Source organism: Streptomyces sp. NPDC101160, assembly GCF_044768205.1.
Classification (GTDB): Bacteria; Actinomycetota; Actinomycetes; order Streptomycetales; family Streptomycetaceae; genus Streptomyces.
In genome coordinates, this window is record NZ_JBIWPJ010000014.1 from 13,492 (window position 1) to 40,147 (window position 26,656).

The 26,656-nt window shown below is 72.3% G+C and carries 27 protein-coding genes; 15 read left to right on the forward strand and 12 right to left on the reverse strand.

Annotated features, from left to right (window positions below; all coding sequences use genetic code 11):
* Nucleotides 1-6: 6 nt before the first annotated feature.
* A complete protein-coding gene (locus tag ACIRSU_RS34755; RefSeq protein WP_403801070.1) occupies nt 7-330 on the reverse strand; it encodes a hypothetical protein in 324 nt (107 codons plus the stop codon).
* Nucleotides 331-495: 165 nt separating this feature from the next.
* Between ACIRSU_RS34755 and ACIRSU_RS34760 the strand changes: the two genes are divergently transcribed.
* The 3 genes from ACIRSU_RS34760 to ACIRSU_RS34770 all read left to right on the forward strand — a co-directional run bounded on the left by ACIRSU_RS34760 (nt 496) and on the right by ACIRSU_RS34770 (nt 3,809).
* Nucleotides 496-1,494: a hypothetical protein gene (locus ACIRSU_RS34760; RefSeq protein ID WP_403801073.1), complete on the forward strand. Its 999-nt coding sequence runs from the start codon at nt 496-498 to the stop codon at nt 1,492-1,494.
* A gap of 59 nt (nt 1,495-1,553) precedes the next feature.
* A complete protein-coding gene (locus ACIRSU_RS34765; protein WP_403801075.1) occupies nt 1,554-2,051 on the forward strand; it encodes a carboxymuconolactone decarboxylase family protein in 498 nt (165 codons plus the stop codon).
* Nucleotides 2,052-2,300: 249 nt separating this feature from the next.
* The gene (locus tag ACIRSU_RS34770) at nt 2,301-3,809 is read left to right on the forward strand and encodes a multicopper oxidase family protein (protein WP_403801078.1); all 1,509 of its coding nucleotides are present in this window, start codon (nt 2,301-2,303) and stop codon (nt 3,807-3,809) included.
* 48 nt (nt 3,810-3,857) lie between these two features.
* Here ACIRSU_RS34770 and ACIRSU_RS34775 read toward each other — a convergent pair whose 3' ends face one another.
* The 8 genes from ACIRSU_RS34775 to ACIRSU_RS34810 form a co-directional block, all read right to left on the reverse strand.
* Nucleotides 3,858-5,153, reverse strand: coding sequence for an MFS transporter (locus ACIRSU_RS34775; RefSeq protein WP_403801080.1), 1,296 nt, complete (start codon nt 5,151-5,153; stop codon nt 3,858-3,860).
* 16 nt (nt 5,154-5,169) lie between these two features.
* Entirely contained in the window at nt 5,170-5,709 is a 540-nt protein-coding gene (locus ACIRSU_RS34780) for a carboxymuconolactone decarboxylase family protein (RefSeq protein ID WP_403801083.1), read from the reverse strand.
* Between the two features lie 94 nt (nt 5,710-5,803).
* Nucleotides 5,804-6,847, reverse strand: a complete 1,044-nt coding sequence (gene rsgA / locus ACIRSU_RS34785; RefSeq protein WP_403801085.1) for a ribosome small subunit-dependent GTPase A — start codon at nt 6,845-6,847, stop codon at nt 5,804-5,806.
* Complete coding sequence (locus tag ACIRSU_RS34790; protein ID WP_403801088.1) at nt 6,844-7,512, reverse strand: 2OG-Fe(II) oxygenase; 669 nt, start codon at nt 7,510-7,512, stop codon at nt 6,844-6,846. The genes rsgA and ACIRSU_RS34790 overlap by 4 nt, the downstream gene beginning before the upstream one ends.
* Entirely contained in the window at nt 7,509-8,780 is a 1,272-nt protein-coding gene (locus ACIRSU_RS34795; protein WP_403801091.1) for an MFS transporter, read from the reverse strand. The genes ACIRSU_RS34790 and ACIRSU_RS34795 overlap by 4 nt, the downstream gene beginning before the upstream one ends.
* Nucleotides 8,781-8,787: 7 nt before the next feature.
* Nucleotides 8,788-9,861 carry a JmjC domain-containing protein gene (locus tag ACIRSU_RS34800; RefSeq protein ID WP_403801094.1) on the reverse strand — a complete coding sequence of 358 codons (1,074 nt, stop codon included), beginning with the start codon at nt 9,859-9,861 and terminating at the stop codon, nt 8,788-8,790.
* Nucleotides 9,858-11,075, reverse strand: coding sequence for a cupin domain-containing protein (locus ACIRSU_RS34805; protein WP_403801097.1), 1,218 nt, complete (start codon nt 11,073-11,075; stop codon nt 9,858-9,860). Before ACIRSU_RS34805 ends, ACIRSU_RS34800 begins: the two co-directional genes overlap by 4 nt.
* A gap of 419 nt (nt 11,076-11,494) precedes the next feature.
* The gene (locus ACIRSU_RS34810; protein ID WP_403801099.1) at nt 11,495-12,505 is read right to left on the reverse strand and encodes a helix-turn-helix transcriptional regulator; all 1,011 of its coding nucleotides are present in this window, start codon (nt 12,503-12,505) and stop codon (nt 11,495-11,497) included.
* Nucleotides 12,506-12,615: 110 nt separating this feature from the next.
* Between ACIRSU_RS34810 and ACIRSU_RS34815 the strand changes: the two genes are divergently transcribed.
* The 5 genes from ACIRSU_RS34815 (at nt 12,616) to ACIRSU_RS34835 (ending at nt 16,069) form a co-directional block, all read left to right on the forward strand.
* Nucleotides 12,616-12,891 (forward strand): hypothetical protein, encoded by a 276-nt coding sequence (locus tag ACIRSU_RS34815; protein WP_403801101.1) that lies wholly within the window; start codon nt 12,616-12,618, stop codon nt 12,889-12,891.
* Nucleotides 12,892-13,151: 260 nt separating this feature from the next.
* Complete coding sequence (locus ACIRSU_RS34820) at nt 13,152-13,694, forward strand: carboxymuconolactone decarboxylase family protein (protein WP_403801104.1); 543 nt, start codon at nt 13,152-13,154, stop codon at nt 13,692-13,694.
* 39 nt (nt 13,695-13,733) lie between these two features.
* The gene (locus tag ACIRSU_RS34825) at nt 13,734-14,690 is read left to right on the forward strand and encodes an oxidoreductase (RefSeq protein WP_403801105.1); all 957 of its coding nucleotides are present in this window, start codon (nt 13,734-13,736) and stop codon (nt 14,688-14,690) included.
* Nucleotides 14,687-14,926: a hypothetical protein gene (locus ACIRSU_RS34830; RefSeq protein WP_403801108.1), complete on the forward strand. Its 240-nt coding sequence runs from the start codon at nt 14,687-14,689 to the stop codon at nt 14,924-14,926. Before ACIRSU_RS34825 ends, ACIRSU_RS34830 begins: the two co-directional genes overlap by 4 nt.
* A 147-nt stretch (nt 14,927-15,073) precedes the next feature.
* Entirely contained in the window at nt 15,074-16,069 is a 996-nt protein-coding gene (locus tag ACIRSU_RS34835; RefSeq protein ID WP_403801111.1) for a hypothetical protein, read from the forward strand.
* Between the two features lie 62 nt (nt 16,070-16,131).
* Here the strand turns inward: ACIRSU_RS34835 and ACIRSU_RS34840 are convergent, their stop codons facing one another.
* The 3 genes from ACIRSU_RS34840 to ACIRSU_RS34850 all read right to left on the reverse strand — a co-directional run bounded on the left by ACIRSU_RS34840 (nt 16,132) and on the right by ACIRSU_RS34850 (nt 18,202).
* Complete coding sequence (locus ACIRSU_RS34840) at nt 16,132-16,518, reverse strand: hypothetical protein (protein WP_403801112.1); 387 nt, start codon at nt 16,516-16,518, stop codon at nt 16,132-16,134.
* Nucleotides 16,519-16,736: 218 nt separating this feature from the next.
* On the reverse strand, nt 16,737-17,999 hold the full coding sequence (locus ACIRSU_RS34845; RefSeq protein WP_403801114.1) for an MFS transporter: 1,263 nt from the start codon (nt 17,997-17,999) through the stop codon (nt 16,737-16,739).
* Nucleotides 17,996-18,202, reverse strand: coding sequence for a 4-oxalocrotonate tautomerase family protein (locus ACIRSU_RS34850; protein WP_403801115.1), 207 nt, complete (start codon nt 18,200-18,202; stop codon nt 17,996-17,998). The genes ACIRSU_RS34845 and ACIRSU_RS34850 overlap by 4 nt, the downstream gene beginning before the upstream one ends.
* Before the next feature lie 362 nt (nt 18,203-18,564).
* Between ACIRSU_RS34850 and ACIRSU_RS34855 the strand changes: the two genes are divergently transcribed.
* From ACIRSU_RS34855 to ACIRSU_RS34885, 7 genes are read left to right on the forward strand one after another with little or no spacing between them, the layout of a single operon-like run.
* A complete protein-coding gene (locus tag ACIRSU_RS34855) occupies nt 18,565-19,425 on the forward strand; it encodes a TauD/TfdA dioxygenase family protein (RefSeq protein ID WP_403801118.1) in 861 nt (286 codons plus the stop codon).
* Nucleotides 19,422-20,219, forward strand: a complete 798-nt coding sequence (locus tag ACIRSU_RS34860; protein WP_403801120.1) for an HpcH/HpaI aldolase/citrate lyase family protein — start codon at nt 19,422-19,424, stop codon at nt 20,217-20,219. The genes ACIRSU_RS34855 and ACIRSU_RS34860 overlap by 4 nt, the downstream gene beginning before the upstream one ends.
* 30 nt (nt 20,220-20,249) lie before the next feature.
* Nucleotides 20,250-21,203 (forward strand): PLP-dependent cysteine synthase family protein, encoded by a 954-nt coding sequence (locus ACIRSU_RS34865; RefSeq protein WP_403801122.1) that lies wholly within the window; start codon nt 20,250-20,252, stop codon nt 21,201-21,203.
* A gap of 32 nt (nt 21,204-21,235) precedes the next feature.
* Entirely contained in the window at nt 21,236-23,074 is a 1,839-nt protein-coding gene (asnB, locus tag ACIRSU_RS34870) for an asparagine synthase (glutamine-hydrolyzing) (protein WP_403801125.1), read from the forward strand.
* Nucleotides 23,071-24,132, forward strand: a complete 1,062-nt coding sequence (locus tag ACIRSU_RS34875) for a PrpF domain-containing protein (RefSeq protein ID WP_403801127.1) — start codon at nt 23,071-23,073, stop codon at nt 24,130-24,132. Before asnB ends, ACIRSU_RS34875 begins: the two co-directional genes overlap by 4 nt.
* Nucleotides 24,129-25,229, forward strand: coding sequence for an acyl-CoA dehydrogenase family protein (locus ACIRSU_RS34880; RefSeq protein ID WP_403801340.1), 1,101 nt, complete (start codon nt 24,129-24,131; stop codon nt 25,227-25,229). The genes ACIRSU_RS34875 and ACIRSU_RS34880 overlap by 4 nt, the downstream gene beginning before the upstream one ends.
* Nucleotides 25,217-26,656, forward strand: coding sequence for a dihydroorotase family protein (locus ACIRSU_RS34885; RefSeq protein WP_403801130.1), 1,440 nt, complete (start codon nt 25,217-25,219; stop codon nt 26,654-26,656). Before ACIRSU_RS34880 ends, ACIRSU_RS34885 begins: the two co-directional genes overlap by 13 nt.

Below are 26,656 nucleotides of genomic sequence, written 5' to 3' on the forward strand. Positions count from 1 at the left end.
CTCGGGTCACGTGCGGTCCGGGGCCGACGGCGTCAGGCCGGACGCCGCGTTCGCCGTCGTGGTGCGAAAGCCGTGGCGGGAGCGCCAGGACAGGACGGACCAGCGCGACCGCGCGGAGAGCAGCGAGCCGGTGCTGAGCCAGGAAGCGGTGGAGAGCAGGGAAAGAGCCGAGCCGATCGACCCGGCGGACAGCACGCTGCCGACCGAGCCGAGAGACAGGACGGAGCCGACGGAGCCGACGGACAGGACGGATCCAACGGAGCCGATGGACAGGACCGAGTCCTTCGACCAGAGCGAAAGGAACGATCCACTGGGGCGTGGCGGTGTCATCCGGCCATCGTGCCAGCCCGGGTTCCGGGCCCATTTGCTCGACTTGCCACAGTTGTCACGAGCTTCCACGAGGGCACGGCAGGAGGTGCGGGAGTGAAGGGCCGGTGGCGAGCATCGGCTCCCGGGTCTACCGGCCCGATGCTCACCATCCATGGAGGGGAAGCCATGAAGAAGACCGGACGTCTTGGGGTCTACCTGACCGCCGCAGTCACCGCGCTCGGTGTCTCTCTCATCCCGCAGCCGGCGTCGGCCACGACGGACTGCACGTACACGTACAGCGGCCAGGTGCCGCTGAACGACCTGGGCACGGGCACGTACAACGGCCTGACCGGAGGCCTGTACCCGGGCGGCAGCAACGTCCGGCCGACGGCGCACACCAACGCCGGTGTGAACATCGCCCAGAACCAGGTCCTGCCGCGCAACGCCGCCGGTCAGGTCGATCTGGTCAACGGCAAGGTGGTGCTGATCTCCATCGGCATGTCCAACACCACGCAGGAGTTCCAGAAGTTCATCGCGACGACGAAGTCGTACGCGAACCTGAACGACAAGCTGGTCATCGTCGACGGGGCGCAGGGCGGCAAGGACGCGACCACGTGGGCGAACCCGTCGGACGCGACGTGGTCGGTGCTGGCCTCCCGGCTGTCGAACGCCGGCGTGACGCCGGCTCAGGTGCAGGCGGTGTGGCTGAAGGAGCAGATCCTCGGGGACAACCTGGGGGCCTTCCCGCAGGGTGCGCAGAACCTGCGGAACTCGCTCGCCTCGATCGTCCGCAACGCTCGTGCGAAGTATCCGAACCTGGCGCTGGGCTATGTCGCCAGCCGCATCTACACCTACGACCCGACGCGCAGCGCGGGCGCCTACCAGCAGGGCTGGGCGGTCAAGAAGCTGATCCAGGACCAGATCAACGGGGCTTCGGACCTGACCTACGGACCGGGCGGTGTCGCGCCATGGCTGTCGTGGGGTCCGTACATGTGGGCCGACGGTCTGGGTGCGGACCGTGTGGCGGGTGGCACGCCGGGCCGCAGCGACGGTCTGGAGTGGGCGTGCTCGGATCTGGAGGCCGACGGGGTGCACCCGTCTCCTTCGGGTGAGCAGAAGGTCGCGAACATGGTGCTGAACCAGCTGTCGACCGACCCGACGTCCACGCCGTGGTTCAACAAGTAGGGGTGAGCACGGTGCCGCACATCCGGATTCCGTCGCCGGTGCCGGGGATCCGCGGGCTGATGGCGAGCAAGCCGGCCTCCGGCCGGCGGCTCAGCGAGCTCGCCGAGCAGCTGCTGCGGGGCGACTCGCCGCTGTCGGTGGCCGAGCGGGAGCTGATCGCCGCGTATGTGTCGTACGGCAACGGGACGCGCTACTGCACGGGCTCGCACACCGCCGCCGCGGCGCACGCCTATGGCGGGGACTACGCGCTGGTGGAGGCCGTGCAGAAGGACTTGGCGACGGCACCGGTGAGCGCACGCATGCGGGCGCTGCTGGCGATCGCCGGGAAGGTGCGGGGCGATGCCCGTACGGTGGCGGAGGAGGACGTCACGGCCGCGCGTGCGGCCGGGGCGGACGACGAGGCGATCCACGACGCGGTGCTGATCGCGGCGGCGTTCTGCATGTTCAACCGGTACGTCGACGGGCTCGGGGCGATCACGCCGGAGGATCCCGCGGTGTACGACGAGATCGGGGCGACGCTGGTGGCCCAGGGGTATCTGCCGCAGGCGGCCGCCTGACGCCGACGGGAGCGGACGTCCCATGGGGCTCCGGCGGCCGGGTGCCGCCGGAGCCCTTCGTCGTGCCGTCGGACAGAGCACACGCGAAGATGCCTGACGGCCCCTGTCGCGACCAGGATCGACGAGCGGATATCTGTTCGGCTCACAGGTGCTGGTGCCGGGGTGGTGCGGCGTGCCGGACTCCTCCCCGCGGGTCGCCAGCGGGCCGGACGGTTGCCTTCTTCCGGCTCGCACCGAATTGGGGAACACATGCTGAACAGACGACGGTTGCTGGCGATCGGCGGCGTGGCGACGGGTGGCGCGCTGCTGTGGGGGGTGCGGGAGACGACGACCGCTGAGGCGACCAACGCGTCCGCTTCCCCCTCGTCCTCCCATCACGCGCACCACTCGGGGGGTGCGATGGCCGCGGCCGCGGAGCCGACGTCCGGGACGGGCACGCCGCCGCCGTTCACCCCGTTCTCCTCGCGTCTCCCCGTGCCGCCGGTGCTCAGGCCGCTGTCCACCAGCGGTGACACGGACGTCTACGAGCTGCCCCTGCAGCATGCGAAGGCGGAGTTCTTCCCCGGCCATCCCGCTCCGGTGCTCACCTTCGGCGGAGGGTTCATCGGCCCCACGATCCGCGCCAAGGCGGGTCGCCGGGTTCAGGTCCGGTACGTCAACCAGCTCGACCGGGCGGCGACCGTGCACCTGCACGGTGGGCACGTGCCACCGGGCAGCGACGGCTTTCCGATGGACCTGATCGAGCCGGGGCAGTCCCGGGTCTTCGACTACCCGAACCAGCAGCAGGGCGCGACGCTCTGGTACCACGACCACACGTGTTCCAAGGAAGCGGAGCACGTGTACCGGGGGCTGGCCGGCTTCTATCTGATCGAGGGCCAGGACGAGGCCGCGCTCGGGCTGCCCCGGGGCTCGTACGACGTGCCGATCATGATCCGCGACGCTCGTTTCGACGAGAACGGCGGCATGATCTTCGAGCCGAGCCCCATGCCGACGACGCTGCACACCAACGGCCGGCTCCAGCCGTACTTCCCGGTGGACGCGCGCAAGTACCGCTTCCGGGTGCTCAACGCGACGCTGCACCGGATCATCGAACTGGATCTGGGCGGTCTGGAGATGGTGCAGATAGCCTCCGACGGCGGGCTGCTGCCGGAGCCGCTGCCCCGTAAGAAGATCATGATCGTGCCGGGTGAGCGGGTCGAGGTGGTCGTGGACTTCTCGGCGCAGGCCGTCGGCAGCAAGCTGGTCCTCAACGACGTGTACGGGGGCGCCAACGAGCCGGTCTTGCGGTTCGACGTGGTGCGCCGGGCCTGGGACTCCAGCCGCGTGCCCGGCCGGCTGCGCGAGCTGCCCGAGCTGCCGGCCGCGACGAACGTCCGCGACGTGAAGCTGTCCTTCTCGCCCTCGGGCGAGGAGTTCGCCATCAACGACAAGACGTTCGACCCGAACCGGGTCGACACGCGGATCGTGGAGGGCACCACAGAGATCTGGCGGGTCACGAACGCCGACCCCGCAGACACGCCGTTCGGACCGGTCAACCACACGTTCCACATGCACCTGGTGCCGTTCCGCGTGCTGGACCGGGACGGCAAGCCGCCACTGCCGGGCGAGAACGGGCTCAAGGACACGGTGCTGGTGCGGCCTGGTGAGACCGTTCGGGTGCAGGCCACGTTCAGCGGATACAAGGGCCGCTACCTGTACCACTGCCATCTGCAGGAGCACAGCGACATCGGGATGATGGCCCAGATGGAAATCGTCTGAGACTCACAAGACGCCGGCTCCTCCTCCTGGAGGAGCCGGCGTTCCGCTTCAGGCGGCGAGAACCTGCTCGCCGGCGCGGGTCGTGTCGAGCGCCGCACGGCGGCGGGCGAGCAGGGACGCCGGGACGGACATGAGGACGGCGGTCATCATGCCGGCGACGAACCAGGCGGACGCGTCGTGTTCGGCGGCGTAGGCCGCGGCGGCGGGCCCGATGCCGCCGAGGACGGCGCCCGTGACGGCGTTCGGCAGGCCGGTGCCCAGGGCCCGGACCTCGGGCGGGAAGATCCCGGTGAGGAGTTTGGGCAGCACGGTCGTCGCACAGACGAGGTAGACGACGCCGGAGCCGTAGGTGAACAGCAGGCTGGCGAAGGTGCCGGTCATCGTCAGGTACGAGACGGAGCCGGTGACGGCGAACAGGACGCTGGCGGCGACGAGGAGACGCGCGGCGCCGATCTTGTCGGCGAGCAGGCCGATGGGCACGTTGAGCACCAGCATCAGGGCCGTGGCGGTCACGGCGACCGAGAACATCGTTCCGGGCGGGGCGAGACGGCCGCCGAGCGCGGGAACGACCGCGGTCCAGGTGCCGCCGACGGCGCCGCTGCCCGCGACGAACAGGACGGCGAGCAGGAGACCACGGCGGTGGGCGCCGAGGACCTGACGCAGGGAGCCGCGGTCGCGGCGCCCTTGGACCTCTCGCCTGAACACCTCGGTCTCGGCGAGCCGGCTGCGCAGCACCAGCAGGACCAGGCCGAGCGCGCCGCCGAGGAGGAACGGGACGCGCCAGCCCCAGGCGGTCATGGCAGCGGGCCCCAGGGCGGCGGTGAGAGCACCGCCGAGGAGGGCGGCGGTGAAAGCGCCCGCGCAGGTCGTCAGGGAGAACAGGCTGCCGTAGGTGGCCTTGCGGCGCTCGGGTGCCACCTCCATCAGATAAGCGGCCGCGGCCGGCCATTCACCGCCGTGGGAGACGCCCTGCGCCATGCGGGCGAGGAGCAGCAGGACGGGGGCGAGCAGGCCGGCGTGCGCGTAGCCGGGGGTCACGCCGATCAGGAGGGAACCGCCCGCCATGAGGGAGACGGCGAGCATGAGGGCGGGGCGGCGGCCGCGGCGGTCGGCGAAGCGGCCGAGCAGGATGCCGCCGAGGGGGCGCATGAGGACGCCGACGCCGAGGACGGCGAAGACGCCGAGGATGGAGGTGAAGGCGTTGCCGGAGGGAAAGAACTGGGCGGCGAACAGCGGTGCGAACAGGCCGTAGCCGAGCCAGTCGAAGGATTCGATGAAGTTGCCGACGACGGTGGCGGTGACGGCGCGGCGGTGCGCCTTCGAGGAGTGCGCGGACGCGGACATGGCGGTGGTTTCCTCCTCACACGGCGGCGGCGTAGCCGTGGGTGGTGATCCGGCGGCCCGCCTCCTCGTAGTAGCCGGGCTCGGCCGGTATCGCGGTGGCGAGACCGCTGACGTACCGGTTGTACATGCAGAACGCGGCCGCGATGAGCACCGTGTCGTGGATGTGGTCGTCGGTGGCGCCCTCGGCGCGGGCGGCGGCGACGGTCTCGTCGGAGACGGGGGCGGCCTCGGCCTGCACTTCGGCGGCCACCCACAGCAGTGCGCGGATCAGCGGGGTGACGGGCGCGGTGTCCGGGTCGTTCTGGACCGCCTTCACGAGGTCGGGGCCGCCGTCGAGCTGTGCGGCGGCGGCCGCGCCGTGGGTGTCGGCGCAGAAGCGGGTGGCGTTCAGCTCGGAGACGTAGGCGGCGATCAGTTCGCGTTCGCCGCGGGTGAGGGGGGACGGGCCGCGCAGCAGGGCGTCGGCGAGGGCGTTGAGGGGGACGGCCGTGTCAGGGCGGTCGGACATCAGTCCCCTGATGCCCGGGAGGTCGCTGGCGATCTCGATGTGCGGCACCGGAGCGTCCTTTGCTGGGTGGGGTGGTGGTGCCTCATCGTGGGCATGTGGTTGCGACTCGGCCAACTTCCGTTGTGCGGAGATTCGTTGGTGTTCAGCGCCGTCCGCCGTGACGGGCCTGCTTGCTGACGGCCTTCCACTGGCGGCGCATGTCGGCCATCTCGGCGGGGTCCTCGCGCCGCCGCCGGTAGGCGATCTCACCCTGGAGCTTGCGCCAGGTGGTGAGGCGCGCGGCGGGCAGGGCGCCGGTGCGCGCGGCGTCTTCGACGGCGCAGCCGCCGTCGCCGTCGTGGCCGCAGTCGGTGTAGCGGCAGTGCGCGGCGAGGCCGGCGATGTCGGTGAAGACGTCGTCGACGGCGTCTTGGCCGGCGGCGACTTCCAGGGAGCGGATGCCGGGGATGTCGAGGAGGACTCCGCCGGAGGTGAGGAGGTGCAGGCGGCGGGTGGTGGTGGTGTGCCGGCCGCCGGCCCGGCCGATGTCGGCGACGGCTTCGGTGGTGCCTTCGAGGGCGTTGAGCAGGGATGTCTTGCCCGCGCCGGAGGGGCCGAGCATGACGGCTGTGGTGCCGGGGCCCAGGTGGCTGCGCAGGGTGTCGACGCCGTGGCCGGTGCGGACGCTGACAGGGATCACGGGGATGCCGGGGCTGAGGAGTTCGGCGGTCGCGGCGTCCTGGTCGCCCGCGTCGTCGGTGGTGTCGCTCTTGGTGAGGACCAGCACGGGCTGTGCACCGCTGTCCCAGGCCATGACGGAGAGGCGTTCGACCATGGTGGCGCTCAGGCCGCCGGCGAGCGGGACGACGACGAGGACGGTGTCGATGTTGGCGGCGAGGGTCTGCCGGCCGTGACCGGCGGCGCCGGCGCGGGTGAGGACGGCGCGGCGGGCAGAGACGGCGTGGACGCGGCCGTCGTCGCCGAGTGCGACCCAGTCGCCGGCGACGGGGGTGACGGTCACGTGGGGCGCGATGGGGGCGGTGTGCGCGGTGAGGGTGCCGTCGTCTTCGGGGCGCAGGACCTCGCAGACGGTGCCGTGGTGGACGACGACTCGGGCGGGGGTGGTGGTGCCGGTGGCGTGGTGGGCGTCGGCTTCGGTCCAGCCGAGCCGGGTGAGGGCGGCCGGGGCGGTGAGGGTGTCGGTCATGGGGTGTCCTCGGTGATGAAGCCGGTGTAGGTGCGGCGCAGGCGGTCGCCGGCGGTGGTGTCGACGCGCTGGACGGCGTGCATGGTGTGGGCGCGGAAGACGACCAGGCGGTTGGGGCGGGGCTGGATGAGCGCCGGGTGGCTGGTGGAGTGGACGAGGGCGGCGCCGTCGGCGGCGCCGGGGCGGGATTCCTCGTCGATGAGGGCGAGGCCGCCGCCCCAGTCGGTGTCCCAGGTGGGGTGGGTGAAGTAGACATAGGCGCCGATGCGGCCGGCACCGGCGTCGTTGTGCCAGCTCAGGCGGGATCCGGCGGGGTAGCCCCAGGCGCTGAGGGTGAGGGAGAGGTCCTCGGTCCGGCCGGGGGCGGCCAGCAGGTCGAGGTGGGCGCGGATCTGTTCCTTGACGGCGCGCTGCCAGCGCGGGGCGTCGTCGTCGGTGTCGGCGAGGCGCTGCTTGTCCTCGCCGCCTCGGTAGGCGAAGCCGTCGTACACCGGGTCGATGGTGCTCAGGACCGGCTTGAGGCGGATGCCGGCGAATGCTTCGGTGGTGGCGGCGAAGTCGGCCTCGGGCAGCAGGTCGTCGATGACGACATAGCGGTCGCCGCGGGAGTGGACGTGGGCGTCGGGGTTGGTGGCGGGAGTGGCGAGGAGGGTGCCGAGGTTCATGCGGTCGCTTTCCTTCCGTGTCCGGCAAGGCGGGCGGCAGGGACGCAGAGCAGGACGAGCAGCGCGCTGACGCCGAGGAAGAGGATGTCGTAGTGGTCGGCGAACAGGCCGCCGAGGAGCATGCCGACGGGGACGCCGGCGGCGTTGACGAAGTTGTCCACGGAGCCGAGTCGGGACAGGTACCGCTCGGGGATCTCGCTCTGGTACGTGGTGTCCCACACGATGCCGCAGGCGGCGGTGGTCAGGGCGCACAGGGCGAACGAGGCGCCGAGGACGGCGGTGGGCAGTTCCTGGCGCAGGGTCAGCGCGGTGAACTGTACGACGGCGCCGAGGGTGACGACGACGGCTGCCGCCTTCCACGGGTGTTGCTTCGCCGTCGACATGACGGCGATGGATCCGAGGAGCGAGCCGACGGCCAGGCAGGTCGCGAGAATCGACCAGGCGCCGGCGCCGCCGAGGGATTCGACGGCGATGACCGGTCCGGCGACGGCGGTCAGGCCGATGCCGAGGGAGACGACGAACCACAGGGCCATGCCGAAGGAGAACCACGGGTAGCGGGCCATGATCGCGAATCCGGCGCGGAAGCGGGTGTCGGTGTCGTCCGGCCCGGAAGCGGCGGCGGCGCCTGCGGCGATGTCGGTGGTCATGGTGGCCCGGCGGGCGGGGACGTGCAGGCGGGCCAGACGCGTCAGGCACACGAGGTTGACGACGAAGGACACGACGTCGAGCCAGAGGACCCACGAGAAGCCGAGGGTGCTCATCAGGACGCCCGCGAGGACGGGGCCGAGCAGGAAGCTGACGTCGGCGACGAGGGAGAGCAGGCCGTTGGCGCGCTGGAGCCGGTCCTCGGCGACGAGTTCGGGGGTCAGGCCGATCTGCGCGGGGTTGTAGAGGGCGGTGCCCGCGCCGTACAGGGCGGCGGACACGCACAGGTGCCAGCTGTGCAGCGGCAGCGGGCTGACCGCGACGACGGCGAGCGCGCCCTGCGCGGTCAGGCGCAGCAGGTCGGCGCCGATCATCACCTTGACCCGGTTGAAGCGGTCGGCGAGCCGGCCGCCGGTGGCGACGAGGAAGAAGCGGGCTGCCCACAGGGAGAGCAGGACCCAGGTGAGTCCGGCCGCCGAGTGCGAGACCTGGTACGCGGCGAGGGCGAACGCGACGGGGACCGCCGCGTCGCCGAGCTTGGAGACGACGTGGCCCGTGAAGAACGTCGCGAAGCGCCGCTCGCGGAGCATCGCGGCCTGGTCCTTGAGGGTGGCGGTGGGCACAGGCGGGTCATCCTTCGCAGATCAGGAAGTCATGGCGGGCACCGAAGGCGACCAGGGCACGTACATCGCTGTCGGGCAGGTCGCTGTCGGCGGCCAGTTCGCCGAAGGTCAGGACGCCGCCGCGGGCCAGGAGGGCCACGGTGCGTTCCAGCCGGCGGTCGAGGCGGATACGGCGGCCCATGGTGGTGACCGTCAGGCGGTCGCCGTCCACGGTGACGTACGGGGGGTAGCGGCTGGCCCAGCGGATCCGGGTGGCGGCGCCGACCTCGCCGGTCAGGACGCTGCGCAGGGACGCGCCGGCCCGGCGGTCGGGCCGCAGGGCCAGTCGCGCGGCGAGCCATTCGGGGTCGGGGTCCGGGGCGGTGTGGCCGACGAGTTCGTGGGCGGCGCGGGCCTCCTCGCGGACGTCGGCGAACGGCTCGTACCCGACGGTGAGGTGGACGGTGAGTTCGCCGGTGCCGGAGACACGGTGGGCGGTGTCGCGCGGCACGGACAGGCACATGCCGGGAGCGAGGACACGGTCGAGGCTGCCGGGGGCCAGGTCGCCGGCGCGGGCACCGACGCGGGTGTCGACCTCCCAGTGCTTGCGGCCGAGGAGCTGCAGGATGAGGGCGTCGTGGTCGTCGCTGTGGACGTCGAAGGCGGACGTCTCGCCGGCGGTGATGTAGCAGTTGACCCAGGCGCGGGCGCGCAGCAGGTATTCGAGGGCCTCGCACCACAGCATGACCCGCTCGTCGAGGGCCTCGAGGTGGCTGATGACGAGGGTCGCGCCGCGTTCGACGGCGCTGTGGAGGTAGGCGGGGACGAGGGTGGTGTGCAGGACCTCGCCGTCGCCGACGCGGGAGCGCATCCACCGGCTGCGGTCGACCTGGCGGCCGGACTCGACGAGGCGGAAGTTGGTGGCGAGCGCGCCGGGCCGGGCGAGGGCGGACCAGACGCCGGCGAGCAGGGCCTCGTCGGCGGACTGCTGGGCGCCTTCTCCGGCGGGCTCGTAGAGGCGGACGCCGCCGCCGGGTGGCTCCTGGTCGCCGAGGCCGGTGAGGAGCGCGCGGGCGTGGGCGAAGGCGTCGAAGCCGGTCATGGCGCGATCACCGCCCCCACGGCGTAGAGGGTGCGGGCGATCTCCGCGCGGCGCTCCGGCGCGAGGCCCGCGGGAAGGGTGGCGGCGAGCTCGTCGAGGGTGAAGGGGGTGTCCGAGGCGGTCGCCTGTTCCAGGGCGGTGAAGTCGGCGGCCTCCGGGACGGTGAGGGTGCGGCCGCGGGCGACGAGGGTGGTGCCCGTGCCGTCGTGACGGGGTGCGACGGTGAGCGCGCCGGGCAGGGCCCAGCGCAGCATGGTGTCGGGCGCCGGGATCGTACGGGGAAGGGCGTCCTGGTGGGGGCGGCTGACGTAGCCGTTGGTGCGCAGGCGGAGCTGGCCGAGGGTGAGCTCGTGGGCGACGCGGTCGGCGAGGGAGCCGGTGTGGGCGTCGAGGACGGCGTGGGCGCGGTCGGTGACCGATGCGGCGGCCGGGTAGGGGTCGACGGGCTCGGCCGGGCCGGCGGCACGCCACAGGGCCTCGGTGATCAGGGACCGGGTCTTGACCGGGTAGAGGGTGAGCCCGAGGAACGCGGAGGGGCCGAGGTTGCGGAACACGTGGTAGGTGTCCTGCGGGATGCACAGGAAGTCGCCGGGCTGGAGCAGGTAGCGCTCGGCGGAGCCCAGGTGGTCCTCGATGTCGAAGGTGATGCGGCCGAACGACGGGCTGGGGGTGATGCCGGAGGCGTCGAACGGGTTGTCGTGCCAGACCCAGACCTCCTTGGGGGACGGTCCGAGGTGGAAGATCAGCGACGGCTCGGAGTCCTTGTGGATGCCGAACGGGGTCCATCCGGAGTGGGCGACGAAGGTGTACACGTCGGTGCCCGACGGCAGTTCGTGGGTTCCGTCGGTGACGAGCTCCCCGACGAGCCGGGCGATCTCTGCGGCCAGGTCGAGATTCCAGGAGGCGATGTCGTTGACGGCCAGGCACTCCTCGGCGCTGTCTGCCGTGCGGGCCAGCCATGCGACGGCGCTCTCGCCGTCGGCGAGGGGCGTGTCCACGAACCGCTTGGTCAGCCGGTAGTCGAACGCGCCGGGGCGGAAGGCACGCAGGCGCAGGTCGCCGGGCGCGCCGCGGGTGGCCGTGCGCAGGCTGTCGTCGATCAGCCGGGCGAGGTGTCCGGGGTCGGTGACCAGGCCGGGGAGGAAGACGGTGCGGGCGAAGTCCGGGGCGTGGCCCGTCGCGAACGCATTCCAGGTCTTCGTGTCGATGCTCATCCAACTCACCACTCGTTCGGGGAAACGGCCGACGCGGCCGGCTGTCCTGGGGAAGGACGACCGGCCGCGTTACGGTGCGGGCCTCAGTGGCCGACGTCCTGACGCGGGCTGAACTCGGCCTCGAAGTCGTAGTTGTCGTCCTCGAGGATCTCCATGACGAGGTTCTTCTCGTTCTCCATGACGGGAATTCCTTTCTGGTGTGTTCATCGGTGTTCTCCCGCTGGGGCGGCGGGATTTTCTGCTGGGATACCGCACCTTCAGGGAAGGGAAGGCGCAGCTGGGGCATTCTGTTGGAATCGAGCGGTCCAGCCGGCGGGGATTCGTTTGCCTTCTGGCTCGTTCTGGAAATTACTCTGACACGGCTTCAAGAGTGCTGTCAGTACTTTTCCGTGGCACAGAATGTCCCTGACATTGTTGTGTCACACGAGGCCGCTACGGGCGGCCTGGAGGCCGAGCTGGAAACGGCTGTGGGCACGGAGGCGTTCGGCGAGGCCGGAAATCATGCGGCGCTCGCTGCGCAGGGAAATGCCGAGCCTGCGGGCCGCCGCCTCGTCGGTGAGTCCCTCGGCGAGGAACCGCAGCAGCGCGCGCTCCTGCGGTGAGTACGCGCCTGGTTCACCTGCCTCGCCGTCCGCGTCCGCGTCCGCGTCCGTGAGGGGGGTCGCCTCGTCCCACAGATATGTGAACAGGGCACGCAGACCGGCCAGGGCGCCGGGCTCGCGCAGCAGGACGGCACCGTATGCGGGCTCGTGCGGGTCCAGTGGCAGGACGGCGCTCGTGCCGTCGACGATCCGCAGGTGCAGCGGGAGTGCGGGCAGGGTGCGGATCTCGGCGCCGGCCTGCGCCAGCTGCCGAACGGCTCGGCGGCGCTCGGGCGTGCCGTCGGTGCTGTCCAGGTGGAGGACTCGGACGCGCACGCCCCGGGCGAGCAGGTCGAGGTGGAGGGGAACGTCGATCTCCCACGGGCCGTCGCCGGACGCCGTGGTGGGTGCGAGGGCAAGGAACTCGCCGTGGGCCTGGGCGGTGAGGTCGGCGTTCAGCCGGTGGACGGCGTCGGCGCCGGTGAAGCGTTCCACGCCGCCCGCCTCCGGGTTCCGGCCGAGCGCGGTGTAGTCGGCGATGAGGTCGGCGACCGCGGCGCGGCTCGCGTCGATCTCCATCTGGGTACGGGCGAGTTCGGCCTGGCGCTGCTCCAGGAGGGCGCCGAGTCCGGCCCTGGGCGGCACGAGCCGCGAGGCGCCGCAAGGGGTGCCGGCCGTGGCCGCCGAGCGCAGCAGCGCGAGGTCGGCGAGCCGGTCGAGGGCGGCGGTGACGGTGGGGCGGTCGGTGTCGAGCGCCTCCGCGAGGCGGTCCACGCCCCAGGAGGGGTGCTCCAGCATCAGCCGGTAGACGGCCTCCGTGCCGGATTCGAGTCCGAGTACGCGCAGCATCAGCTTCCCCCCGCGGTCGTGTGTGGGTGCCGGGGCACATGCGTGCCACGGCATGTTCGTGGCCTCGCCGGGTCGGGGGCGGGGCCGGTGGTGTGCGGCACACTCGGTGCGTGCACCTCGTCGAGTTCGCCTTCGCCAAGCCGCCGCGAGCGCCGGAGCTGTCCTCCGATGCCCTGCTGGCCGCTTTGTGGGCGGTGTGCGGGCCGGACGACGGCCTGGAGCACGTACGGGTGCACACGAGCCGGGCCGGTGCCCGGGGTGCCGTGTTCGTGCTGGCCGCGAGCGAGGCGAGCGCCGTGCGGCAGTGCCGTGCCGTGTGCCTGCGGGCTCTGGCGGTGTCCGCGGCTCTGGGCGACTGGCGGCTGACGTACCCGACCGAGGCATGACGCGGGGCGGCCGGAGGTGCCCGAACCGGCTCCGCCATCTGCCCAAGTCTCGTCGTGCCGCGAGGCGTTCCTTGCCACGTTCTCATTCTTGGACTAGCGCACGCCGGGACGCTTCTCTCTGAGTGCGGACCTCTCTCCCCCCTGCCGGCCGCGCATCGACCAGGATGGGGAGAGAGGTCCGCACTCTGGGAGTTGGCCGTGCGTCCTGCGGGTTCCGACCATGAAGCGCCCGCCTCTTTCCCGCAGAAAAGGACGCACCCGTGCCCCACATCGAGATCACGAACGACCTTCCCGGCATCAGCGGGCTGTTCGCCCAGCGCCCGGACACGGCCGTGGTGCTGTCGGAACTCGCCGAGACGCTGCTGCGCAGTGGCTCCTCACCGCTCAGCAGGGGCGAGCGGGAGCTGATCGCCGCCTATGTGTCGAACCTGAACTGCACCGCGTTCTGTGCCGGTTCGCACAGCGCGTTCGCTGCCGCGCAGCTCGACGGCGGGGCGGAGCTGGTCGCGGCGGTGCTCGCCGACGCCGACACGGCGCCGGTCACCCCGCTGATCCGGGCGCTGCTGAAGGTGGCGGCCGAGGTGCAGGCGAAGGCGGCCCCGGTCTCCGACGAGGCGATCGCCGCCGCCCGGGCCGCGGGCGCGACCGACACCCACATACACGACACGGTCCTGATCGCGGCGGCGTTCGCGATGTTCAACCGGTACGTGAACGGTCTCGCCACCGCCGTGCCGTCCGACCCGTCCTTCTACGACGTGGCGGCCGAGATCGTCGTCAACCACGGGTACGCCGCCGCGCGCTGACGCCCGTATCGTCCGCGCTGTCTGCCTCAGGAGGGCACCATGGCCTGGTCTCCCGCACACGTTCCCGACCAGAGTGGCAGGACCGCTCTGGTCACCGGCGCCTCCGCCGGCATCGGCCTGCAGACGGCCCAGGTTCTCGCGGCCCGCGGGGCACATGTCGTGCTCGCCGTCCGCAGCCTCGAACGGGGCCGGGCCGCGGCCGCACGCATCGGCGGCAGCACGGAAGTCGTCCGCCTCGACCTGGCGTCTCTGGATTCCGTACGCGAGGCGGCGGAGGAGGTGCGCGAACGCCACGGGCGGCTGGACCTGCTGATCAACAACGCCGGGGTGATGTTCCCGCCGTACCGGCGTACCGAGGACGGCTTCGAGGCCCATCTCGGTGTCAACCACCTCGGTCACTTCGCGCTCACGGGCCTGCTGCTCGACCTGATGACATCGGTGCCGGGCTCCAGGATCATCACCGTCGCGAGCCTGGCGCACCGGGCGGGCTTCGGCGGCTTCGGCGTGGACCGGGCGCGAGCCGCGACCGGACGGCGGTCGGTGACGGCCTACGGGCGGTCGAAGCTGGCGAATCTGCTGTTCGCGCGAGAGTTGCAGCACCGGCTCGCCACCGCGGGCGCGGCAACCGCCTCGCTCGCCGCGCATCCGGGGCTCTCACCGACCGGGCTGTGGCACGGCGACCCGCCTGCGCTGCTGCGGCCGGTGGTCGCGGCGGGGCTGCGGTGGCTGGCCCAGCCCGCGGAGCAGGCGGCGCTGCCGACGCTGCGGGCGGCCACGGACCCCGGCGTGCCGGGCGGTGCCTACCTCGGTCCCTCGGAACGCTTCGAGAGCCGGGGCGTGCCGGTGCCGGCGCGCTCCAGTCGGGCTTCTGGGGACGTTGCGGCGCAGGCCGAGCTGTGGGGCCTGTCGGAGGAACTGACGGGGGTGCGGTTCGTGTGTGCTCCGGCGATACCGGAGGCCGCCGCGGTGTGCCCGGTGACGGGAGCACGGAGGTGAGTGACGTGGTCAAGGAGAGCATCGCCGCCGAGGTCGGTGCGGGCATCGACGGGCAGGGGCGGTTCCGGCCGGTCGCGGCCTGGGCGTGGATGTGGCGGAATTTCGAGGCGCTGCTGCCGGACGTGACGGGCGCGGCGTGGCAGAGCGATCCGGCGGCGCGGCCCTACGCCGGGACGGAGCGGCTCACCGCGGAGGTGGAGGCGTACGCCCGGTATGTCGCCCACGGGCCCTGGTGAGGCGGCCGGGCGACCTCACGAAGTGGCCGCGGAAGGCCGTGCGAGGTTCTTCCGACGTGCTGAATACGCCGTCACCGCGTCGCGGGGCGGGCACGCGGACTTAGCGTGACGCCGCATCCCACCCCCCTCGTGGAAAGGCGACACGACATGGCACAGACGGTGCAGCGGCCCGCTCCTGCCCGCTCCGGGCCGGAGCGGGCGAAGGCCCCGGCTCCCCGCTCTTCCTCGTTCTTCTTCAACGGTCATGTGCCGCGCCGTCGTGCGCTGGTCATCGTGGTCAGCGCGCTGTTCGGCTTCGCGCTCACGGTGGTGTGGTCGGCGCGGTTCGTCGACCGGACGATCGGTGACACGGTCGCGGACACGCTGCTGGGTCACAGCGCCAAGGGCACTCCGATCGCGGGGGCTCTGGCGGGCATCGCGTTCGCTCTGGCGAGCGGTGTCGCGGGCACGTTCACGGCGTGCAACGTGGCCGTCTTCAGCGCGCTGGCGCCCTTGACCGGCGCGGGGTCGGCCTCCCGTCGGGGCCGGATGGCCGCCGCGCTGCGCCCGCTGAGCCGGCTCGCGCTCGGCGCGGTCGTCGTGTCCGCCGTGTACGGGATGATGGTGGCGATGGCCGGGACCAGCATGCCGCAGTTCGACCAGAGCCAGGGCAGCGGGTTCTCCGGCCGGCTGATCCAGGCGATGACGGTCTACGGGCTGATCGGCCTGGTCATGACGTATCTGGGGCTGGCCGCGCTGGGGCTGGTGCGCGATCCGCTGGCGAAGCTGTCGCGGGAGCTCCCGGACGTGCCGATGTACTTCATGGGCGGCCTGATCGGGGCCTTCCTCATCGGGCGTCCCTTCCCGCTGTTCCGTCAGTTGTTCCGGGACGCCGCCGAAAGCCGCAACGCGTTGTACGCGGCGCTGGAGTTCGCTCTGCAGAGTCTTGGCAACATCCTCGTCGTGGCGGTGCTGTTCCTGCTGGTGACGGGCTTCTTCGGGGACCGGCTGCACCGGTGGACGGCTGCGCGGCCGAGCCGTGCGTCGGCGCTGATGGCGGCCTCGTTCATCGCGGCGGGCGTGTTCATGGTCCTGTACTGGGACGTGCGGATGCTGGCCCGGCATGACCTGATCTGGTACCCGATGGCGCCCTGGGCGGCCTGAGACGCCTCCGTGCGTGCGGCCCGGCCGGAGGATTCCGGCCGGGCCGCACGCGTGACAGGGGTTCAGGCCGCGGCCGCGGCGAAGGCGGTCGAGGCGACGGCGCCGACGAGCTCCCCGGCCGCGTCGACGACGTCGAGGGCGATGAGCTCCTGGTCGTCGAGTACGGGCACGAGGTCGCCGAGGACCTGGGCGAAACGGCCGTCGTTCTCGTAGGTCAGGGTGATGTTCCCCTCCCACAGGGCAGCCCGGATGCGGCGGGAGGTGAGCAGGCCGTCGCTGGCGGTCGAGGCGAGCAGCAGTTCCGCGACGCGGGCTTCGAGCCGGGTCGGGGTCCAGGTGCCGGCGCGGAAGTCCGCCATGAGCTCCTCGACGCGGTGGCGGGCGCGGTCGGTGGCGTCGGGCTCCAGGAAGAAGTCGGTGTCGGGCTGGACGTGGATGGCGGCGGACACGGTGGTTCCTCTCGTTGGTCGGGCGGTTGGCTGTGCGTGGCCGTCCGCGGCGCGCGAGGCGGCGGCGTGGCCGTTGTGCTCTTGCGTGACGTCGGGTTGCTGACGGCCTGGCTGGGCGTCAGGTTCTGGGGCGCATCTGATCCGCGGCCGTGGCCGGCCGGCAAGCGGACTTGGCCGAGTCGCGCGACGAGCCGCGGGTCCGGTGCTGCTTGGTCACGTCAGGCAGCCGGGACGGGGAGCTTCTCGGGCTCGCGTGCGGCGCGTGCTCCGACCAGGGACCGGTACAGAAGGATCGCGGCGAGGCCGGCCGTCCCGTACAGCAGGCTCATGCCGAGGGCGGGGACGAAGGCGCCGAGGGTGACGCAGAGGGCGGCGGCGAGCAGGCCGATCCGGGCGTTGAGCGCGTACGCCGCCATGTACTTGGTGCGGGCGGCGGGATCGATGAGGTCGGCGAGGAGGGCCTGGCGCACCGGGACGCTGGCGATCTCGCCGAAGGTGAGGAGGACGGCGGCGGCGATGAGTATCCAGCCCGCGTCGCTGACGGCCCAGACCATGTAGCCGATGGTGAAGACCGCGATGCCGCCGTACAGCCGGACCCGTTCCGAGGCGCGCGCGAGCAGCGCTTTCGCGACGAGGATGAGGGCGACGACGAGGGCCGCGTTGACGGCCCGCAGGACGCCGAGGATGGCGACGCCGTCGACGTCCAGGCTCCAGCCGCCCACCGCCAGGAGCGTCTGCTCGGGGAACTCACGAGCGAGGCGTACGGCGATGTAGTAGCCGATCTGCATCTCGACGGCCGCGATCAGCGCGGCGGCGACAAGCTGACGTACGAAGATGCCGTCGCGGGCGACGGCGAGGTAGCCGCGCAGCATCGCGGCGGGTCCGGTGGCGGCGGCCTTGCCGGTCTGGGGCGCGGTCTCGCTGATCCAGCGCCATATGACGGCTGTGGTCAGCAGGCAGAGCGCGGCTGCGCCGGTCAGCAGCTGGAGGAAGTGGCCGTCGTAGAGGAATCCGCCGAGCAGCGCGCCGAGGGTGAAGGCGAGGTTGATCGACCAGTAGTTGATCGTGTAGACGAGCGGGCGGTTCTCGGGGGTGGAGACGTCGACCATCATCGCGTCGGCCGCCGGGGTGGCCAGCTGCGAGCAGCACGTGTTGAGCAGGAACAGGACGAAGGTGGCGAGGCCGGAGGTCCACCAGGGCGAGTTGGCCAGGGCGAGCAGGCCGAAGGTGAGGGTGGCGCCGAGTTCGCCGACCACCATGACGGGGCGGCGGCCGTGCACGTCGGCGAGATGCCCGCCGAGGAAGTTGGCGGCGATGCCGGCGGCGGCGACGCAGACGGTGAGGACACCGGCGATCGCGGGGCCGTACAGGGTCGCGAGGTGGATGACGAGCAGCGGCATCAGCATGACGGACAGCAGCCGCTGGACGAAGCCGACGGCGATCCGCAGCCGGATGTTGGGGTGCAGGGAGCGCAGGGTCATCGCAGGCCCCGTGGGGCGCGCGGCTCGTCCGCGAGGGTGCCGCCCTTGCCCCAGTGGTCCGGGGCGACGTCGCGGACGATGACGGTGACGGTGTCGTCGGGGCATCCGGAGACCCGGGTGACGACGTCCGTGATGCCCGCCACCAGCTCCCTTCGCGCTTCTCGGTCATTGCCCTGCCACCAGTTGACGGTGATCACCGGCATGTCAGCGGTCCTTTTCTGCAGAGTCGGTTCAAGGGCGCGGGTGCGGCGGCTCGAGATTCCCCGGGAAAGCCGAGGGCCGACAAGAGCGAGAGGGAAAGGAAGAACGACTTCGACAAGTCGACCGTTTCCCGTGAACCCGTATCACCTGTCGGGACCGAGTTGGTGAAGTCGCGTCGCAATTCCTGGTCGTGTTGTCTTCGTTTCCGGCCCGTGATGTGATCGTCGCCGTCCTGCCCGGCCGGTCCCGTCCGGCCGCTGCCGGGTTCTTCTCCCGTGACGGGCCGGCGTTTCGCGCCCGATGCCCGCGCGGCCCGCCCGTCACGGGAGACACAGGGCTCCCGACCCGTTCGGAAGGAATGCTGGTGTCCCTCTTCGACATACGCAGGATCGGCGGAAAGATCGGCGCGGAGGTGACGGGCGTCGACCTCGCCACCGAGCTGTCGGAATCGGTCTTCCGGCAGATTCACGAGGCGTTCCTGGAGCACAAGGTCCTGTTTTTCCGGAACCAGGACATCACCGACGAGCACCAGCTCGCCTTCGCCGGCCGGTTCGGGCCGCTCACTCAGACCCACCCGATGATGCGGACGGTCGAGGGCACTCCTCAGGTCATTCCGGTCGACGGGGAGGACCAGCGTGCCGACCACTGGCACACCGACATCAGCTTCACCACCGCCCCGTCGCTGGGGACGACCCTGCGCAGCGTGGTGCTGCCGCCCTACGGCGGGGACACGATGGTCGCGAACGCGGCTGCCGGCTACAAGGACCTGCCGGCCGAGCTGCGGGAGATAGCCGACCGGCTGTGGGCGGTGCACACCAACCACGCGGAGCAGCCGCGGCTGGGCACCGAGCGCGGCGAGCAGGTGCGCGCGGCGTTCCTGGCCCGCCGGTTCGAGACCGCTCACCCGGTGGTGCGGGTGCATCCGGAGTCCGGTGAACCGAGCCTGTTCCTCGGCGGGTTCGCGCAGTGGCTGGTCGGTATGGAGCCGCGCGAGTCCCGGCCGATCATCGATGTCCTCCAGTCGTACGTACGGCGTCCGGAGAACACCGCCCGCTGGACCTGGCGACCCGGCGACGTGCTGATCTTCGACAACCGCAGCACGCAGCACTACGCGGTCAACGACTACGGCCGCCACCAGCGGGTGCTGCACCGGGTGTCCATCACCGGCGACGTGCCCTTCGGCCTCGACGGCAAGCAGAGCTACGCCCTGAAGGAGGGCGAGTGAGCACCGGACTTCCCTCGCCGTCCGGGCCGGGGGCGTTCGCCGCGCGGCTGCGCGGCCGGGAACGCCTGATCGGCTACTGGATCGCCCTGGACAACCCGGCCGGCACCGAACGGATCGCCGGCCTCGGCTACGACTACATCGGCGTGGACGGCCAGCACGGTGTGCTGCACCAGCCCGGGTGGCAGGCGGCGATGCTCGCGGTGGACGCCCGCGGCCGCTCCGCCGGGGTGATCCGGGTGCCGTCGCCTGACCCGGTCGCGATCGGGATCGCGCTCGACACCGGGGCGCGCGGCGTCGTCGTGCCGATGGTCGAGAGCGCCGAGCAGGCGCGGACCGTGGTGCGGGCCTGCCGGCACCATCCGGTGGGGACGCGCAGCCTGGGTGGGCCGGTCCGGGCCGAACTGCGGCTGGGTTCCGTGCCGGGCGAGATCGACGACCGCGTCGCGTGCATCGTGATGATCGAGACGGCGGCCGCGCTGGACGACCTGGAGGCCATCTGCGCGACGGACGGCCTCGACGCGGTGTATGTCGGACCGGCCGATCTGTCGGCCGCGCTCGGCGCGCGCTGGTTCGGCGACCCGGCGGCCGCGGACGCGCTGGAGGCCGCGCTGGTCCGGATCACGGACGCCGCCCGGCGGCACGGCATCGCCTGCGGCATCCACGTCCTGGACGGTGAGAGCGCCGCGAAGCGGCTCGCCGAGGGCTTCACCTTCGCCACCGTCTCCAGCGACATCACGCACCTTCAGCAGGCTGCCGCCGCGCACCTGGACGCGGCGCGGGGTCTCGGCGCCTGAGGCGCACAGGAGAGGAGGGGGAGGAAGACCATGACGACGCACGTCAGCCCGCAGCCGGAAGCCTCCGTGGCACCGCCGGCCGGGTCGCTGGAGCAGTTGGTCGGGCGTACGCCGCTGCTGGAGGTCCCGCTGCCGGGGCTGGCCGGATCGGTGCGGCTGCTGGCCAAGCTGGAGATGGCCAATCCGTTCTCCAGCGTGAAGGACCGGCCGGCGCTGTTCATGGTGCGGGCCGCGGAGGAGTCGGGTCAGTTGCCGCCGACCGGAGGCACGGTCATCGAGTGCTCGTCGGGCAGCACCGGGATCTCACTGGCCGCGCTGTGTGCCCGCCGAGGCCACCGGTGCATCATCGTGATGCCCGACAACGCCACCGAGGAACGGCGGCTGATCCTCCATGAGCTGGGCGCGGAGGTGCGTCTCGTGCCGCACGGGGACGGGCTGATGGCCGCCTGGGCGTACGCGGAGGAGCTCCAGCGCACCATCCCCGGCTCGTGGGTTCCGCACCAGGACCGCAATCCGGCCAATGTGCGGGCGCACTACGAGACCACGGGCCCGGAGATCTGGGAGGCCACGGGCGGTCGCGTCGACGTGCTGGTGTGCGGGGTCGGGACGGGCGGCACCCTGACGGGGACCGCCCGCTATCTGAAGGAGCGCACCGCGCTGCACGTGGTCGCCGTCGAACCGGCCCGCAGCGCCGTGCTGTCCGGGGGCGAGCCCGGGCCGCACGGTATCCCCGGCATCGGTGCCGGCTACGTCTCGGAGATCACCGACCTCTCCCTGGTGGACGAGGTCGTCGCCGTGCCGGACGAGGCGGCCGCCGCCACGGCCCGCGAGATCACCCGCGCCACCGGTCTCGCGGTCGGCGTCTCCTCGGGGGCGGCGGCCTGGGCGAGCCGCAGCGTGTCGGCGGACCCCCGCTGGGCGGGCGCCACCGTCGTCACCGTCTTCCCCGACAGCGGGGAGCGCTATCTGTCGACGGCCCGCTGATCCGCCGTCTCCTCACACAAAGGCAGGCAGACATGTGCCGGATCTTCGGCTACTTCAACGCGCCGGCGACGCCGCACGAGATGCGGACTGTCGCCGCCCTCCAGAGGCATGGCGGCCCGGACGCGACGGGCACGTCCCGGGCGCCCGGCTGGGGCCTGGGCAACAACCGGCTGGCGGTCGTCGACCTGGACGGCGGCGAGCAGCCGTACGGCCGGGGCGGGCCGGTGCAGGTGGTGTTCAACGGGGAGATCTACAACCACGAGGAGCTGCGCCGCCGTCTGGAAGGGCTCGGGCACGTGCTGCCGGACCGCTGCGACGGCTCGGTGCTGCCCGCGCTCTACCTGGAGTACGGCGAGGAGTTCACGGAGCATCTCGACGGTATGTACGCGCTGGCGCTGCTCGACACGCGCGGCGAAGTGCCCCGGCTGCTGCTGGCCACCGACCACATCGGCATGAAGCCGCTGTACTACCGGTGGGACGCGGCCGACCGTTCCCTGCGTTTCTCCTCGGAGCTCCCGGCGCTGCTGGGGTTCGGCGGGACCGGCGGCCGCCTGCGGGAGTCGGCGCTGGACGCGTATCTCGCGACGCGTACGCCGTTCGGCACGCGCACGATGTACGAGGACGTGGAGGTGCTGGAGCCGGGCACCACGTGGGTGTGCGAGCTGGGCGGTGCCCCCCGGGTGCGGCGGCGGCCGGCGGACGTGCCCGACGCGCGGATCGCCGACGGCTTCAGCGCGGCGCGGCAGGTGCGGCACACCCTGCGCTCCGAGGTGGGCCGGCTGCTCGTGGCCGACGTGCCCGTCGCCCTGATCACCTCGGGCGGTCTGGACTCCAGCCTGGTCACGGCGCTCGCGGCCGAGCGAGGCCCGGTGCACACGTTCAACATCGCCTACCGGGGTGTGTGGCCGTTCGACGAGCGGCACTTCGCCCGCGAGGTGGCCGAGCGTGCCCGTGCGGTCCACCACCAGGTGGAGATCGACCCGGCCGACTTCCCGAAACTGCTGGAAGACACGGTGTGGCACCTGGGCCAGCCGAACGCCGACCCGATCGCGCTGAGCACGTATGCCCTGTTCCGGGCGGTGCGGGACGCCGGCTTCACGGTGGCGCTGACCGGTGACGCCGCCGACGAGGTGTTCGGCGGTTACGAGCGGATGCGGGTCGCGGCCGAGCGCGCGGCGACGGGCGCCGACTGGTCCGCGGGCTATCTGGACGCGCTGTCCGCCGCGCCGGCCGCGCTGCGCGACGGCCTGTACACCGACGCTTACCGGACCCATGTCGCCATGGATCCGGCGCTGCCCGCGGCGGCCCGGGAGGATCTGCTGCACGGCCCCGGTACGGTACTGGAGCGCATCACCCGGTTCGAACTGGACTACCGGCTGCCGGCCTACCATCTGCGCCGTGTCGACCATCTGAGCATGGCCTCCTCGGTGGAGGCCCGGGTGCCGTTCTGCCAGCGTTCGATCGTCTCGCTCGGCCGGGCGCTCCACGACCATCAGCGGATCCAGGGCGGGCAGGTCAAGCGGACGCTGTACGCGGCGGCTGCCGGTCTGCTGCCCGACCCGGTGCTGAACCGTCCCAAGCAGCCGTTCACCCTGCCGGTGACGGCGATGCTGCGCCCCGGCACGTCCCTGTGGGAGTACGCCCGGGACCTCCTGACCCCCGATCGGATCGCGGCCGCGGGGCGGCTGGACGGGCAGGCCGTCGACGCCCTGTTCACCGCGCAGGCCGAACGGCCCGACGACACCGCCGCGCTGGCCCTGTGGGCGCTGCTCGTGCACGAGGTGTGGGAGGAGCAGTTCCGGCACTCGGCGCGGCGCCTCACCGCGGCCGGGGCGCCGGGCGGGACCAGACAGCTGGCGGTGGCGGCGTGATCGGGCACCTCGCGTACGCGGCCGGCAGCCCCTGCCCGACCTTCGTGCTGGACGCCGGGCGGCTGCCGCGCGACGACGAGGCATTGCTGGCGCACCTGGCGGAGGCCCGCCGCTATCTGGTGTCCGCGGGCGGCGCCCATGTGCTGAAGATCGCGCTGGTCGAACCGTCCACGCACCCGATGTTCGACCTGGACTACCGCTTCGTACAGGCACTTCCCGGTGCGCCGGACCGGTTCGACCTGCGCGGCTCGTGCGGTCATTCGATCCTTTCCGCGGTAGTGGCGGCGTCCCGCTCGGGGATGCTGCCGCGTCTGGTGCCAGGCGCGCGGATCCGTGTGCACGTCCGCAACAACGGGGACGGCGTCGTGTGCGAGGTCGACCGGGTCGAGCGGGACGAGGCCCGCTTCACGGTCACCTTCGTCCAGCAGTCCCCGGTCGCCTTCGGCGACCTGCTGCCCGACGGGGGGCCGCGCACCGTGCTGGAGGCCGACGGCGAGCGCGTCGAGGTCTCGCTCGTCACCAGCGCCAACGCGTACGCGTTCGTGGACGCGCGCCGCCTCGGCGTGCCCGACCAGAAGGCGCTGTTCACCGCCGGTGACGGCCTCCTCGAGCGGCTCGAGTCGATCCGGGGCGCCGCCGCCGACCGGCTCGGCTGGCCGCGTGACGGAGCCTTCCCCAAGATCGCGGCGGTGCTGCCGGCCGAGGACGGCGGGATCGCCGCCCGCGCGGTGACCGTGCCGGGCTGGCACCCGTCGATCGCGCTGACCGGTGTCGTCTGTCTCGGCACAGCCGTACGGATCCCGGGGACCGTGCCCTGGGACATCGCCCGCGAGAACGGCGCCGACACCGGCCTCGTCGACATCACCACCACCGGTGGCCGGACGGCCGTCGCGGCGGTCACCTCGGGCCTCGGCGCGACCGAGGACGAGGGCGCCCTGCTGTGGGCGACCGTCGCGCGCAAACGCGTCACCTTCCAGGGCTCGTTCGTCCTGGCACCCCTGAGTCACCTGCAATTCAAGGAGGTCGCCCAATGCCTGGCCCTGTCGGGAGCGGCGTGAGGCCGCTGATGGCGGCCGAGCTGCGCGCCCAGCTGTCCGAGTCCGCCGAGAAGTCCGGTCCGGCCGGGGAGCCGGACTCCCGGGCGCTGGCCGCGCTGCGCGCGAGCGGTCTGCTGGGCACGGCCGTCCCGGTCCGCCACGGCGGCGCGGGTGGGGACGCGGTGGCCGTGAATCGTGTGGTCGAGGAGATCGCGGCGGTCAATCCGTCGGCGGCGATCATCGTTTTCCAGCACTTCGCCGTCAGCGCCCGGATCGCCGAGTGGGGCAGCGAGGAACAGCGGAGTCGGTGGCTGCCGAAGCTGGCCGACGGCACCTGGCTGGCGGCCTCGGCGTGGAGCGAGACCGGCGCCGGAGCGGCGAAGCGGAACCTGGCCAGCACCGGTGAGCGTCTCGCGGACGGCCGCTGGCGCCTCGACGGCTCGAAGACGTTCGCGACCGGGGCCGGGGTCGCCGACCTGTACCTGGTGCTGGTGCAGACGGCGCGGCCGTCCGCCACCACCGAGGGGTACGGGGCGGACGGGCAGACCTTCTTCCTGATCGAGGCGGACACCCCGGGGATCGTCCCGGACCTCGGCCTTGAGCTCGCGGGCATGCGCGGCTCGGCCACCGGGCTCGTCGCCCTCGACGGCTGCGTCGTACCGGACTCCGACCGGCTCGGGCCGGTGGGCGGGGCGGCCTCGGTCATCGCGGGCGTCCGGGAGTCGGGGGCGAGTCTGGGAACGGTGTCCGTCGGCATCGCCCAGGCCGCGTTCGACCTGGCCGTCCGTCACGCCCGTGGTCATGGCCTGATGGATCTGCCGGCCGTGCGGCACCGGCTCGTGGAGCTGGCGACCCGGCTGGAGGCCGCGCGGGCCGTCGTGGAGCGGGCCGGCGCGCGAAGCTCGGCCGATCCGGGTCTGGCCACGTTGCACAGCAAGCTGCACGCGAGCGTGGCCGCCGAGGAGATCTGCCTGGAGGTCGCTCGCATGATGGGCTCGGCCGGGTACCGCGAGGGTGCCCTGGTCGGGCGGCTGCTCGCCGACGCGCGGGGCATCGCGTTCATGGGTCCGACGAACGACCTGTGCCGGGATCTGGTGGCGGCGTCATGGATCCGCTGACTCCCGTGCCCGAACTCGTCGTCAGTGGCCGGAAGCTGGTGACGCCGTCCGGGGTGCGTCCGGGCCATGTGTTCGTCTCCGGCGGCCGGATCACCGCTGTCTCGGACAGCGACACGGCTCCCGCGTCGGCCGAGCGCTTCGACGCCGGTGAGAACTACGTGCTGCCCGGGCTCATCGACTCCCATGTGCACTTCCGTACGCCAGGGCTGACGTACAAGGAGGACTGGGAGCACGGCAGCCGCGCGGCGGTCCGCGGCGGGGTCACCACCGTGATGGACATGCCGAACACGGTGCCACCGACGCTGGATCCGGAGGCGGTGTTCGACAAGGCGCGGATGGTGGAGGGCCGTTCGTTGGTGGACCTCCGCTTCCACATCGGTCTCGACCCGACGCGCCCCGAACTGCTGGCGGACCTCGACCCGTCGGTGGCGACGAGTGCCAAGGTGTTCATGGCGGGCCATCACACGGCGCCCACGGTCGTCCGCGACCCGGCGGTGCTGGAGAGGGCGTTCGCCGCCGCGGCCGAGGGAGGGGTACAGCTCGTCCTGCACGCCGAGGACGACGGGCTGTTCGCGCTCCTCGACGCCTGGTGGGGCGAGCCGGGCAGCTATCTGGAGTACGAGCGGCGCCGACCGCGCACCGGCGGCATCGTCGCCGTCGCCAAGGTCGTCGAGCTGGTGCGCCGGTACGGCACCCGGGCGCACATCCTGCACCTGTCGAGCGCCGAGGAGGCCGACCTGGTGTGCGCGGCGCAGGCCGCCGGATACCCGGTGACCTTCGAGGTCACCGGCCACCACCTGTCGTTCACCGACCGGGACACCCGGCGGCTGGGCGCCCGGACGCGGCTGTCGCCGTCGATCCGCGGGCAGGAGGACCAGGACCGGCTGTGGCGGGCGCTGGCGAACGGTCAGCTCGCCACGCTCGGCAGTGATCACGCCCCGCACACCGTCGCCGAGAAGACCCGCTCGGTCGCCGCCTCGCCGCCGGGTCTTCCCGGTGTGCAGGAGCTGGCGGTGGCCGTGTGGACGGGGATGCGTCTCAGATGGCCCGAGGAGGACCCGGACACCGCCGTGACCCGGCTGGTGCGGCACCTGGCACAGGTGCCGGCCGAGCTGTTCCGGCTGCCCGGCAAGGGGCGGATCGCCGCCGGTGCCGACGCCGACCTGGTCGTCTTCGCGCCTGACACACCGTGGATGTTCTCGGCGCACGACGTGGAGAGCAAATGCGGCTGGTCGGCGTACGAGGGCTGGACGTTCACCGGGCGGGTCGAGCGCACCCTGCGGGCCGGCCGCACCGTGTGGGACGGGGCCTCGGGGACCTTCGGCTCGTACGACGGCCGCCTGCTGACGGCCGCGGACGGAACTTCCGGGGAGAGCACTTCCGCGGACAGGACATTGACGGCGGCGCTCGCCGTCCGGGAGGGATGA